Source organism: Streptomyces sp. NPDC054847 (assembly GCF_053610925.1).
Window position 1 is genome coordinate 1 of record NZ_JBSGZJ010000195.1, and the last position, 12,412, is coordinate 12,412.

A 12,412-nucleotide genomic window follows, 5' to 3' on the forward strand; every position below is an offset into this window, starting at 1 on the left:
GTACGGGGCAGAGCCCCGGAAACACCGCGCGGAGCGCGGTGGCGGGTCCGGGCGGAGCCCGGTTACGGGAAGTGGGGGTCCCCCACGGCCGCCAGGCCGAAGGGGCGGGGTGGGGGAACAGCCCCGCGCAGCGGACCCGGCGGCGTCACGCCCCGCCGCCCAGTTCCTTCCGCCCGTCGCCACCCTTGCCGAGCTTCCGCTCGCGCTCCCGTTCCGCCCGCTCCGCCTTGAGCCGCTGCTTCTCCGCCCTCGTGAGCTTGCGTTCCACGCCCACGCCGCCCATCAGCGCCAGGCCCCTGATGATCACTCGGGGTGCGCCCGGGTCCGGGTCCGCCTCCACGCTGCCGTGTTCGTCGAAGCCGCCCATCAGGCCGATGCCCCTGACCTCCACGTTCAGGCCGGGCGGGACGACGACCTGGATACCGCCCATGATCGCGACGCAGTCGATCACCGTCTCTCGGTCCTCGAACCGGGCCTCCCGCAGATCGAGCTCGCCGCCGCCCATCAGCGTGAACGCCGTGAACCTCCGGCCGACCGTCCATGTCCCCCGGCGTGAGAAGCCGCCCCAGAACGAGAACGCGCCGCTCGACGTCGCCGGGCCGCCGACGCGGCCTGCCCAGGAGGCGCGTGCCGGTGTCGTGGTGGACGCCGCGCCGGACGTCGTGCCCGGTGCCGGCAGGTCCCGTACCAGCGGCTCCAAGTCGCCGTGCGTACGCGCACGGTAGGCCGCGTCCAGGCGCTGGTCGAACTCCTCCATGTCGAGGCGGCCCTCGGCCACGGCGTCCCGCAACCGCTCGGCGACCCGCTCCCTCTCGGCATCGGAGGCACGCATCTCAGGGAGTTCGCTCGTCATACCGCCAGCCTAGTCAAGCAAGCGGCCCGGCAGAACGTTCCGCGTACATCTTCGCGATCACCGCTTCGATGTCCGGCTCCCGCACCGACAGGTCCACCAGCGGGTACCGTTCGGCCAGCGCCGCGACCAGCGGCGCCGCGGAGAGCGACGCCGGGAAGGCCAGCCACTGCCGCGGCCCCTCGACCTTCAGCGTCCGCGCCGACCCGATCTCGATCGGCGGCAGTTCCCGCTCCAGGTCCACGACCAGGGTGCGCTCGCTCTCGCCCACCTCGTGCAGCCCGGCCAGGGGCCCGTCGTACATGAGCCGCCCATGGTCGATGACCATGACCCGCTTGCACAGCTGCTCGATGTCGGTCAGATCGTGCGTGGTGAGCAGGACCGTCGTGCCGCGTTCCGCGTTCAGGTCACGCAGGAACCCCCGCACCTTGGCCTTGGAGATCACGTCGAGACCGATGGTCGGCTCGTCCAGGTACAGCACTTCCGGGTCGTGCAGCAGCGCCGCGGCGATGTCGCCGCGCATCCGCTGCCCCAGCGAGAGCTGACGCACCGGCACGTCCAACAGCTCCGCCAGGTCCAGCAGTTCGACGCAGCGGTCCAGGTTCCGCCGGAACGTGGCGTCGGGGATGCGGTACATGCGGTGCATGAGGCGGTACGAGTCGCGCAGCGGCAGGTCCCACCACAGGGTGGTGCGCTGCCCGAACACCACCCCGATCCGCTGCGCCAGCCGGGTCCGCTCCCGCGACGGGTCGATGCCCGCGACCCGGAGCCGGCCGCCGCTGGGCGTGAGGATGCCGGTGAGCATCTTGATCGTGGTGGACTTGCCGGCGCCGTTCGGGCCGATGTAGCCGACCATCTCGCCGCGCGGGACGGTGAAACTGATCCCGTCGACCGCCCGCACCTGGTACTTCTCCCGGCGCAGCCGCCCGGCCTTGCGCCGTACGTCGAAGACCTTCTCGACGCCGTCGAGTTCGATGAAATCCACTGTGTCCTCAGCTTCCGGTACTGCGGTACGAACGGAGCCCGACCCGCCAGGCCAGTCCGGCGAGCCCGAGGCAGCCCGCGGCGACGACGGGCGGCAGCAGGGCGAACCAGTCGGGCAGGCCGAGCGGATCCTCACGGCCCAGCACGTACAGCGACGGCATCCAGTTGACGAAGGCCAGCGGCACGACGAACGTCACCCCGCGCACGAGGTCCTTCGCGAAGATCGACGGCGGGTACTGGAGCAGCGTGTTCCCGCCGTACGTGAACGAGCTCTGCACCTCGGCCGCGTCCTGGGCGAAGAACTGGAACGCGCCGCCCGCCACGAACACCGACGCGAAGATCGCCCCGCCGCACAGCAGCATCAGCGGCACCATCGCGGCCTTGGCCGCCGTCCACTCGACGTCGAGCGTCCACAGCGCGTACGCGAGCACCATCAGACCCTGTGTCACCCGGCCGAGCCGGCGCAGCGCGAACCGGTCGGCGGCGACCTGCGCGAGGACCGGCACGGGCCGCACCAGCAGGGTGTCCAGGGTGCCGTCGCGCACCCGTCGTCCGAGCCGGTCCATGGAGCCCATCACCAGGTCGGCGAGGCCGAAGGCGGTACTCGTGGTCCCGTACAGGAACGCGATCTCGGGCAGCGAGTAGCCGCCCAGCGCGTCGACGTGGGAGAACATGAGCAGGATCGCGACGAAGTCGAACGCGGTGGCCGTGAAGTTCCCGAGCGTCGTCATCGCGAACGACGCGCGGTAGGCCATCGTCGAGCGCACCCACATCGCCACGATCAGCCCGTACGCCCTGAGCGCGTCAGCCACCCTGGACCACCACCCTGCGGGTCGCCACGGACTGCAGCATCCGGCCGGCCGCGAGCAGCGCCAGCGCCCAGCCGCCCTGGAAGGCGTACACCTGGAGCAGGTCCCAGCCGGTGTGCTTGCCGAGGAACACGTCCGCGGGCACCTGGAGCAGCGACGACCAGGGCAGTGCCCGCGCCACCTCGCCCAGCAGACCGGGGAACAGGCTCAGCGGCAGCAGCATCCCGGAGAAGAAGAGTCCCGCCAGCCAGCACATCTGCATCACCCCGGCGCCGTCCATCAGCCAGAACGCCGACAGCGACACCAGGAACCGCACCGCGAAGCTCACCACCACACCGAGCGCCACGGACAGCAGGAACGCCGCCCAGATCCATGGCGATCCGGGCAGTGCCAGGTCGAACGCCAGGGCGCCGAGCACCATCGGCACGATGCCCCGTCCCAGCAGATGGAAGGCGGCCCGCCCCAGGTCCCCCGCGAGCCACCAGAGTTGGAGGTCGGCGGGGCGGTAGAGGTCGATGGCGATGTCGCCGGTACGGATCCGCTCGATCAGCTCGTCCTCGAAACCGCCGCCCATCATGGCGCAGGTCATCAGCAGCGCCTGTCCCAGCCACACATAGGTGAGCGCTTCCGACTGGTCGTACCCGCCGAGCTGCGGGCGCTCGTCCCACAGGGCGATATAGGTGTACGCCAGGATGAAGCCGAAAACGGTGTTGGTGAACACCCCGGCCGCCGTCGCCACCCGATACGTCGCATGGCGCCGGAACCCACCCGCTGCGACGACCGCGTAAAGCCGCACAGCCACTCCCCCTTCACGCATCCGTCCAGGCACCAAAGCGCACGACCCTAGCCCAGGGCGACTGGCCATCGCGAGGGGATTTACGACGCCGGAAGCGCCCGGATACGGGGGTTATCGACACAAAAAGTGCAGTATGTGTGCCATGAGCGACGAGCCGCAGCAGCAGGGCTGGACACCCCGGGACGCGACGGCAGCCGACCCGCCCGACACGGACAAGCGGCACGGCACGGAGACCGGTCCCGACGACACGGACCGGGCCCCCGGGGAGGACGAGACCCCCGAGGCGGACGAGGCACGCGCCGACGACGAGGACAGCAGCGACGACGAGGCGCGCGCCGAAGAGGAAGACGGCGACGACGAGGAACCCGCCACGGGACAGGCCGCCCCCGCGGACGAGGACCCCGACGGCGACGAGGAACCCGGCGGGCCGGCCTCCTCCCCGCACAAGGAACAGGCCGGAGCGACGGCGACCGCCGCGATGAACGCCCGCAAGAACAAGGGCCGCGCATCCCGCCCCAAGCGCACCGGCTGGCGGCGCGCCGTCCCCACCTGGCGCGTCACACTCGGCGCCCTGCTCTTCACCTCACTGCTCGTCATCGGCGGCCTCGTCACCGGCTACCTGCTCGTCGACATCCCGCCCGCCAACGCCGCGGCCACCGCCCAGACCAACGTCTACCTCTACGAGGACGGCACCCACATCGCCCGCGACGGCGACGTCAACCGCGAGAACGTCTCCCTCGACAAGATCCCCCTCCCCGTCCGGCGCGCCGTACTCGCCGCCGAGGACCGCGACTTCTACAGCGCCCCCGCCATCGACCCCATGGCCATGGTGCGCGCCGCCTGGAACACCGTCACCGGCAAGGGCAAACAGTCCGGCTCCACCATCACCCAGCAGTACGTCAAGAACTACTACCTCGGCCAGGAACAGACCATCACCCGCAAGGTGAAGGAGTTCTTCATCGCGATCAAGCTCGGCCGCAACCAGAGCAAGAACGAGATCCTCGAGGGCTACCTCAACACCAGCTACTTCGGCCGCAACGCCTACGGCATCCAGGCCGCCGCGCACGCCTACTACGGCAAGGACGTCGAAGACCTCGACATCGCGCAGGGCGCCTACCTCGCCTCCCTCCTCAACGCCCCCAACGCCTACGACGTCGCCACCTACCCCGAGAACAAGCAGGCGGCGCTCGCCCGCTGGAAGTACGTCCTCGGCGGCATGGTGAAGGAGAAGTGGCTCAGCGCAGCGGACCGGGCGGTCCTGACCTTCCCGACGCCGGAACGGGCGAAGCCCGTCAGCGGACTCTCCGGCCAGGGCGGCTACATCGTCCAGGCCGTGAAGGACTACCTCGCGGCACGCGGCATCCTCGACGAGAAGACACTCGCCACCGGCGGCCACCGGATCACCACCACACTCCAGCGCGGAAAGCAGGACGCACTCTCCGCCGCCGTCGACGAACAGGTGAACTCGGAACTCGACAGCGAACGCGAGGCCGACCGCTACGTCCGCGTCGGCAGCGTCTCCGTCGAACCGGCCACCGGCAAGGTCGTCGCCATGTACGGCGGGATCGACTACACCAAACAGTTCGTCAACAACGCCACCCGCCGCGACTACCAGGTCGGCTCCACCTTCAAACCGTTCGTCATCGCCGCCGCCGTGGAAAACCGCTCCACCACCCAGGACGGCCACCCCATCAACCCCAACACCGTCTACGTCGGCGACAGCAAACGCCCCGTCCAGGGCTGGACCGGCGCACGCTACGCCCCCGAGAACGAGGACGACGTCTCCTACGGCCCCATCCCCGTCCGCAGGGCCGCCGACGAATCCGTCAACGCCGTCTTCGCACAGATGGCGGTCGACGTCGGCCCCGCCCGCGTCATGGACACCGCCATCGCCCTCGGCCTCCCCAGGACCACCCCCGACCTCAGCCCCTCCCCCTCCATCGCCCTCGGCCCCGCCACCGCCAGCGTCCTCGACATGGCAGGCGCGTACGCCACCCTCGCCAACCACGGCAAACACACCGACTACACACTCGTCGAGAGCATCACCAAGAACGGCGCCGAGGTGCCGCTCCCCGAACCGAGCAGCGAACAGGCCGTCACCCGCGAGGCCGCCGACACCACCACCGCCGTCCTGCGCGGCGTCGTCGACGGCGGCACCGGCTCCGCCGCCCAGTCGGCCGGCCGCCCCGCCGCCGGCAAGACCGGCACCGCGGAGGAGGACCGGGCCGCCTGGTTCGCCGGCTACACCCCCGAACTGGCCACCGTCGTCGCCGTCATGGGCCAGAACCCGAAGACCGGCGCCCAGACACCGCTGTACGGGGCGCTGGGCATGTCCCGCATCAACGGCGGCGGCGCCCCCGCCCAGATCTGGGGCCAGTACACGGCCGCCGCCCTCGAAGGCACCCCCGTCCAGGGCTTCGACCTGCGTCTCGCGCCCGGCTCGAACGAGCCGCCGCCGGGACAGCGCGACCCCCGGAGCCCGGAGTCCGGCAACCCCGAAGACCCCTTCCGGCCCCGCGACCCCGGCGAGCAGGCCGGCACCGGCCGCGACGGCGGCCCCTACGGAGTCGGCGGCGCGGGCAGCCGGCCCGGCCTCGGCGAAGGACCCGGCACCGGCCCCGCAGGGCCCCCCGGGCGGATCCCCCGCACACCGACCGGGGCCGGCAGCCCCACCGCACCCGTCACACCCGTCGCACCCGACCCTGCGACACCGCCGGCCGGCCCCACCGGACCGGCCGCCCGGCCCCACTGAACCCGCAGTCAAGGCGGATCCCGCGACCTCGGGGCACCCGGCAGCCCTCAGCGGCTCAGTGCCCCGAGGTCGCCTTGAGACCGACCACCGCGACCAGCAGCAGACACACGAAGAAGATCCGGGCAGCGGTCACCGGCTCGTCCAGCACCAACATGCCGACCACGGCCGCACCGGCCGCACCGATCCCCACCCACACCCCGTAGGCCGTGCCGATCGGCAGTGACTTCGCCGCATACGACAGCAGCAGCATGCTCGCGACGATCCCCGCACCGGTGAACACACTCGGCCACAGCCTGGTGAAACCCTCGGTGAACTTCATACCGATCGACCAGCCCACCTCGAGCAGACCGGCGACAACAAGCAGGACCCAGGCCATGACGGCACCTCCGAGACGCGGAACAACGCGAACAACAACGGGGTGCGTCGTCTTTTCCTACCCGGTACGGCGCGTCTCGTCGGGGTCACTCCAACGTAGCAAAAGACGCCCCCGGGGCAGACGAAAGGGCCGGTGACCTCCGCCACCGGCCCCGACTGCCGCCGCCCCCGGGACAGCCCGCGTACCCGCGCTACAGATACAGCCCCGTCGAATCCTCCGAGCCCTGGAAACGGTCGGCCGCCACCGCGTGCAGATCCCGCTCCCGCATCAACGCGTACGCAACGCCCCGCACCTCGACCTCCGCCCGGTCCTCCGGGTCGTACAGCACCCGGTCCCCGGGCTCCACCGTCCGCACGCTCTGCCCGACCGCGACCACCTCGGCCCAGGACAGACGCCGGCCCACCGCGGCGGTCGCCGGGATGACGATGCCGCCGGTGGAACGCCGCTCACCCTCCGGAATGTCGGTCCTCACCAGCACACGGTCGTGCAGCATCCGGATGGGCAGCTTGTCGTGCTGGGGACTGTGCTCATGACTCTTGGCGCTCACGCGACGAACCTACCTGCCACGGACACCCCCAGGGGTCCCAGGGTCACAAACGGCGCCTGCGCGCCGACACGGCGAGCAGACCCACCAGACCGACCGCCACCAGCGCCACAGGCACCAGCCGCTCCAGCCTCGGCGACCCGTCGTCGGACACGAACTGCGCCTTCACGTCCGAGACGGACCGGTTCACCGCGACGAAAGCACGCCCCGCCGTCCGGTCCACCGTCGAGGCGACCTTGGCCTTCGCGTCACCGATGACCGTCTTCGGGTGCACACGCACACCGATCTCGTCGAGCGTCTCGGCGAGCCGCTCGCGCCTGCGGACGATGTCCGCCTCGATCTGCGCAGGGGTCCTGGCATCCGACACCGCGCTGCCTCCGTGGTCGTGTCCGGTAATCCTTCGTCGACAGTCTGTCAGCTCACCCGCCACCGCACCCGACGGCACCCCCATTACGCTCGACGCCGTACGCCCCGAAGCACACCGAGGAGAACCATGAGCGAGCGACTCCAGCCCGGCGACACCGCCCCCGCCTTCACCCTTCCCGACGCCGACGGCAACGAGGTCTCGCTCGCGGACCACAAGGGCCGCAAGGTGATCGTGTACTTCTACCCCGCCGCGCTCACCCCAGGCTGCACCAAGCAGGCCTGCGACTTCACCGACAACCTCGAACTGCTGGCCGGCGCCGGCTACGACGTCATCGGCGTGTCGCCGGACAAGCCCGAGAAGCTGGCCAAGTTCCGCGAGAAGGAGTCCCTCAAGGTCACGCTCGTCGGCGACCCCTCCAAGGAGGTCCTTGAGGCATACGGCGCATTCGGCGAGAAGAAGCTCTACGGCAAGACGGTGACCGGCGTGATCCGCTCCACCGTCGTCGTCGACGAGGAGGGCAAGGTCGAGCGCGCCCTGTACAACGTCAAGGCCACCGGCCATGTCGCCAAGATCATCAAGGACCTCGACATCTGAGCCGGGGCCTCATCCCCCTTTCCGCCCCCTTTCCGACCGAGCGCACAAATTGTGACCGAAGTCCCATTCGCGTGGGACTTCGGTTTGCGGTTGGCGCGAGGGAGCAGACGATGCTCTTGGAAGAGGAGTCCAGGAAAGGAACAGGTCATGGCGGAAAGCGGCCAGGAACCGAAGGCCGATCCCGCAGCGATCAAACGCCACCCCGTACTCTTCCGCACGATCAAACAGCGGAGGAACCCCAAACTGCGGCGGACCGACATCACGGTCACCGACGAAGCAGCGGTCAAGCGAGCGGTGAAAGCCGCCTCGCTCGGCAACGCCATGGAGTGGTTCGACTTCGGGATCTACAGCTACCTGGCCGTCACGATCGGCCACGTCTTCTTCCCCTCGGAGAACGACACGGTCCAGCTGCTCTCCTCCTTCGCGACCTTCGCCGTCGCCTTCCTCGTTCGCCCGCTCGGCGGCATGGTCTTCGGCCCCCTCGGCGACAAGATCGGCCGCAAGAAGGTGCTCGCCGCGACGATGATCATGATGGCGATCGGCACGGGCGCCATCGGCCTGATCCCCTCGTACGCCACCATCGGATTCTGGGCGCCCGTCCTGCTGATCCTCTTCCGCCTCGTACAGGGCTTCTCCACCGGCGGCGAATACGGCGGCGCGTCCACCTTCATCGCCGAGTACGCCCCCGACAAACGACGCGGCTTCTTCGGCAGCTTCCTCGAACTCGGCACGCTCGCCGGCTACGTCGGCGCGGCCGGGCTGGTCACGCTGCTCACCGCATGGCTCGGCAGCGACGCCATGGAGGCCTGGGGCTGGCGGCTGCCCTTCCTCGTCGCCGCACCACTGGGCCTCGTCGGTGTCTACCTGCGGCTGAAGCTCGACGAGACCCCGGCCTTCCAGAAGCTCGAAGCGGAGTCCGCGCACGCCTCCGAGGCGGCCGACACCGTCGAGACGACGGCCAAGGGCGACCTCGCCGACATCTTCCGCAAGTACTGGCCGACGCTGATCCTGTGCATCGCCCTCGTCGGCGCGTACAACATCACCGACTACATGCTGCTGTCGTACATGCCGACGTACCTGTCCGACGAACTCGGCTACAGCGAGACGCACGGCCTGCTCATCCTGATCGGCGTCATGGTCTTCCTGATGGCGATCATCAACCAGGTGGGCCGCCTGAACGACCGCTTCGGCCGCAAACCCCTGCTCATGGCGGGCATGCTCGGCTTCCTCTTCCTGTCGGCACCCGCGTTCCTGCTGATCGGCCAGGGAAGTGTCCCGGCGATGGCCACGGGCATGCTGATGCTGGGCCTGTCCCTGGTCTGCCTCCTCGGCACGATGTCCGCGGCCCTGCCGGCGCTCTTCCCCACCCACGTCCGGTACGGCTCCCTCTCCGTCGGCTACAACCTCTCCGCGTCCCTCTTCGGCGGCACCACCCCCCTGGTGATCACGGCCCTGATCAGCCTGACGGGCAGCAACCTGATGCCGGCGTACTACGCCATGGCGGCGGCCCTGGTCGGTGTGATCGCGGTGGCGTGCATGAAGGAGACGGCCCAGCAGCCCCTGGACGGCTCGCCCCCGTCGGTGAGCACGAAGGAGGAGGCCGCCGACATGGTCCTGGCGGCGGCCCCGGAGCCGAAGTTCTGACCGGTTCGCAAGGAACGGCCCGCCCCCGGCAATCGGGGCGGGCTGTTCCGTTTATCGGCAGTAACTGTCCGATAAACGGTTCGTTACTCCGTACGGGACCGCGAACACGCGGCCGGGACGGAGGGGACGATGCCGGCGAGTCCGTACACCCGGGAGCGCCTGACCGAGGCGGCGAGATCGTCACGGACACTGAGCGAGGCGCTGATGAGGCTGGGGGTGGATCCGAAGAGCCCGACGCGGCGCTACGTCCTCGGGCGCATGCGGCGGATGAACGTAGACACATCGCACTTCGCGCGGGAGGGCGTCCGGTGGACCAAGGAGGTTCTGGAGCCCGCAGTCGCCGCGTCAACGACTATGTGCGAAGTGCTGAGGCGGCTCGGCCTCGAAGTGGTGGGCGGCCATCACACGCACATCAGCCACCGTGTCAGAGCCCTCGGCATCGACACGTCACACTTCACCCGACCCGATCGCGCAGGAGAAAGCCGATCGCGCCGGACTCCACAGACACTGCTCTCCGTCCAGGATCCCGTCGACGCACGCCGTGTTCCGGGCGAGCGCCTGCGACGGGCGATGGTTGCGCTCGGAGTCCTTGAACGCTGCGCGCTCTGCGGCACCGAGCCTCTGTGGCGAGGGCGCCCCCTGCCACTGGAAGTGGATCACGTGAACGGGGACTGGCGGAACAACAGGCTGGAGAACCTTCGCCTCTTGTGTCCGAACTGCCACTCGGCGACCGACACCTATCGGGGCAGGGCGAAGGCCCGACGGAGCACCACCCCACGCGCCGGAGCGGAAGCATGAGCGGGGCTCATCGTTACACGCGCGAGGTGCTCGCCGAGGCAGCCGGGACCTGCGCCGACATCGACCAGGTGATCGCCTTCCTCGGCACGCAGCCGTACAAGAACCTGCAGCGCCATCTGCTCAGGCGTTTCGCGTACTACGGCATCGACGTGTCGCACTTCCCACGACCGCGTCGCGGGCCTCACGGGGCCCTGCACGCCCCCGGACCCGAGGAGATGCGGGCCGCCGTCGCCGAGTCGACCTCTGTCGCTGGTGCGCTGCGTGTCCTGCAACGCCCCGACAACACCAGGCTGCGTGCCCTGTTCCATCGGTTGGTCGACGAGTACGAAATCGACACCTCGCACTTCCTCGGGCAGGCACATCAGAGAGCCAAACCGAGCAAGGCGGCCAAGTCGGCGGAAGAGTTACTGGTCAAGCGTCACGTGGGGCGTCGCACGAAGACCGCTCTGCTGCGTCGTGCCCTGCACGAGATCGACGTTCCCGAGTTGTGCGACGAGTGCGGGACCGGCCCCGTGTGGTTCGGTCGGCCGATGACGCTGGAGGTCGATCACATCAACGGCGACCACAGCGACGACCGGCGGGAGAACCTGCGGCTACTGTGCCCCAACTGCCATGCCGTCACCAGCACTTGGTGCCGAGGTGGGCGGGGGCGAACACGGTAGGCAGGTTCGGCTCAACGACGCGGGCCCTGCCCAGTACAGTAGTGGCGCGGTGCACGCGCCCGTACGCCAAGGGCTGAGCGGCGATCTTTAGGTGGTCGTGTTTGTCGGTTCGAATCCGACCGGGCGCACTGGTTGCGAGGGCCCGGTTTCGCGAGGTCGCGATCCGGGCCCTCGTCGTGCGCCGGCTCAGCCCAGCAGTTCCTTCACCACCGGCACCAGCGCCCGGAACGCCTTGCCGCGGTGGCTGATCGCGTTCTTCTCGTCCGGGGTCAGTTCCGCGCAGGTACGGCTTTCGCCCTCCGGCTGGAGGATCGGGTCGTAGCCGAAGCCGTTCGTGCCGTGCGGGGAGCGGCGGAGGGTGCCCCGGAGGCGGCCTTCCACGACGCGTTCCGTGCCGTCGGGGAGGGCGAGGGCGGCGGCGCAGGCGAAGTGGGCGCCGCGGTGGGGGGTGTCGATGTCGAGGAGTTGCGCGAGGAGCAGTTCGAGGTTCGCCTGATCGTCGCCGTGGCGGCCGGACCACCTCGCGGAGAAGATGCCGGGCGCGCCGCCGAGGACGTCGACGCAGAGGCCGGAGTCGTCGGCGACGGCGGGCAGGCCGGTGGCCTTGGCGAGGGCGTGCGCCTTGAGGAGGGCGTTCTCGGCGAAGGTGACGCCGGTCTCCTTGACGTCCGGGATCTCCGGGTAGGCGTCCGCGCCGACGAGTTCGTGGGTGATGCCCGCGTCGGCGAGGATGGCCCTGAGTTCGGTGATCTTTCCGGCGTTGCGTGTGGCGAGGATCAGTCGGGTCATGTCCCGATTATCGGGGTCACCCGGGGGTGCAGACCTTGCCGATCTCGGTGGCCGCGTCGGTGACGGGGGTGATGTCGGGGGTGGCGTCGCCGTTCTCTATGGACTTGCGGACGTTGTCGACGCCGGTGCCGAGGTCGTCGACGGCCTTGGTGAGGTCGGCGTTGTCGGTCTTGTCGCCGAGGCTGTCGAGTTCGCGGTCTATGTCGTCGAGTGCCTCGCGGGCCTTGGTGGGGTCCTCGGTGGCGCTGGAGACGGCTTCTTGGAGCTTGTTGACGCTGGTGGCGATGGCGTCGGCCGTCTCGACGCAGTCGAGTGCCTTGTCGAGGGCGCTGCAGCCGGTGGCTGCGGGCACGATGAGGGCAGCGGCGGCGATGGTGAGTGCGATGCGGCGGCGCGCAGACATTCTGACGGTCCTCCCGGATACGGACGGGCGCACGGTTCGGCCCG

14 protein-coding genes, 1 tRNA gene and 1 riboswitch are annotated in these 12,412 nt (G+C 69.7%); of the genes, 6 read left to right on the forward strand and 9 right to left on the reverse strand.

Annotated elements, in window-relative coordinates:
- Positions 1–145: 145 nt before the first annotated feature.
- The 4 genes from ACWGH4_RS19925 to ACWGH4_RS19940 are packed head-to-tail and all read right to left on the reverse strand — an operon-like array spanning position 146 to position 3,439.
- Complete coding sequence (locus ACWGH4_RS19925; RefSeq protein WP_453462488.1) at positions 146–853, reverse strand: DUF1707 SHOCT-like domain-containing protein; 708 nt, start codon at positions 851–853, stop codon at positions 146–148.
- Positions 854–866: 13 nt separating this feature from the next.
- Entirely contained in the window at positions 867–1,835 is a 969-nt protein-coding gene (locus tag ACWGH4_RS19930; protein WP_453462491.1) for an ABC transporter ATP-binding protein, read from the reverse strand.
- Between the two features lie 7 nt (positions 1,836–1,842).
- Positions 1,843–2,646, reverse strand: coding sequence for an ABC transporter permease (locus ACWGH4_RS19935; protein WP_453462494.1), 804 nt, complete (start codon positions 2,644–2,646; stop codon positions 1,843–1,845).
- A complete protein-coding gene (locus ACWGH4_RS19940; RefSeq protein WP_441265606.1) occupies positions 2,639–3,439 on the reverse strand; it encodes an ABC-2 family transporter protein in 801 nt (266 codons plus the stop codon). Before ACWGH4_RS19940 ends, ACWGH4_RS19935 begins: the two co-directional genes overlap by 8 nt.
- A 142-nt stretch (positions 3,440–3,581) precedes the next feature.
- Here ACWGH4_RS19940 and ACWGH4_RS19945 point away from each other — a divergent pair, with 142 nt between their 5' ends.
- On the forward strand, positions 3,582–6,191 hold the full coding sequence (locus ACWGH4_RS19945; RefSeq protein ID WP_453462497.1) for a transglycosylase domain-containing protein: 2,610 nt from the start codon (positions 3,582–3,584) through the stop codon (positions 6,189–6,191).
- A gap of 55 nt (positions 6,192–6,246) precedes the next feature.
- Here the strand turns inward: ACWGH4_RS19945 and ACWGH4_RS19950 are convergent, their stop codons facing one another.
- The 3 genes from ACWGH4_RS19950 to ACWGH4_RS19960 form a co-directional block, all read right to left on the reverse strand.
- Positions 6,247–6,567, reverse strand: coding sequence for a DMT family transporter (locus ACWGH4_RS19950; protein WP_159691667.1), 321 nt, complete (start codon positions 6,565–6,567; stop codon positions 6,247–6,249).
- A gap of 41 nt (positions 6,568–6,608) precedes the next feature.
- A riboswitch (guanidine-III (ykkC-III) riboswitch) is annotated at positions 6,609–6,672 on the reverse strand.
- A gap of 85 nt (positions 6,673–6,757) precedes the next feature.
- Positions 6,758–7,114: a GroES family chaperonin gene (locus tag ACWGH4_RS19955; RefSeq protein WP_005317038.1), complete on the reverse strand. Its 357-nt coding sequence runs from the start codon at positions 7,112–7,114 to the stop codon at positions 6,758–6,760.
- Positions 7,115–7,157: 43 nt separating this feature from the next.
- The gene (locus ACWGH4_RS19960) at positions 7,158–7,478 is read right to left on the reverse strand and encodes a DUF3618 domain-containing protein (RefSeq protein WP_441265516.1); all 321 of its coding nucleotides are present in this window, start codon (positions 7,476–7,478) and stop codon (positions 7,158–7,160) included.
- A 126-nt stretch (positions 7,479–7,604) separates the two neighbouring features.
- On the opposite strand from ACWGH4_RS19960, the gene bcp reads away from it, so the two are divergent.
- From bcp to ACWGH4_RS19985, 5 genes are all read left to right on the forward strand, one after another.
- Positions 7,605–8,072, forward strand: coding sequence for a thioredoxin-dependent thiol peroxidase (bcp, locus tag ACWGH4_RS19965; protein ID WP_453462502.1), 468 nt, complete (start codon positions 7,605–7,607; stop codon positions 8,070–8,072).
- Positions 8,073–8,219: 147 nt separating this feature from the next.
- Positions 8,220–9,716: a glycine betaine/L-proline transporter ProP gene (gene proP / locus ACWGH4_RS19970; protein WP_453462505.1), complete on the forward strand. Its 1,497-nt coding sequence runs from the start codon at positions 8,220–8,222 to the stop codon at positions 9,714–9,716.
- 129 nt (positions 9,717–9,845) lie between these two features.
- A complete protein-coding gene (locus ACWGH4_RS19975) occupies positions 9,846–10,514 on the forward strand; it encodes an HNH endonuclease signature motif containing protein (protein ID WP_453462508.1) in 669 nt (222 codons plus the stop codon).
- Positions 10,511–11,176, forward strand: coding sequence for an HNH endonuclease (locus ACWGH4_RS19980; RefSeq protein WP_453462511.1), 666 nt, complete (start codon positions 10,511–10,513; stop codon positions 11,174–11,176). Before ACWGH4_RS19975 ends, ACWGH4_RS19980 begins: the two co-directional genes overlap by 4 nt.
- 55 nt (positions 11,177–11,231) lie before the next feature.
- Positions 11,232–11,304: transfer RNA gene (locus ACWGH4_RS19985), tRNA-Leu, on the forward strand.
- 58 nt (positions 11,305–11,362) lie between these two features.
- Here ACWGH4_RS19985 and rdgB read toward each other — a convergent pair.
- Positions 11,363–11,965, reverse strand: coding sequence for an RdgB/HAM1 family non-canonical purine NTP pyrophosphatase (gene rdgB, locus ACWGH4_RS19990; protein WP_453462514.1), 603 nt, complete (start codon positions 11,963–11,965; stop codon positions 11,363–11,365).
- Positions 11,966–11,981: 16 nt separating this feature from the next.
- Positions 11,982–12,368, reverse strand: coding sequence for a hypothetical protein (locus tag ACWGH4_RS19995; RefSeq protein ID WP_441265512.1), 387 nt, complete (start codon positions 12,366–12,368; stop codon positions 11,982–11,984).
- Positions 12,369–12,412: the final 44 nt, after the last annotated feature.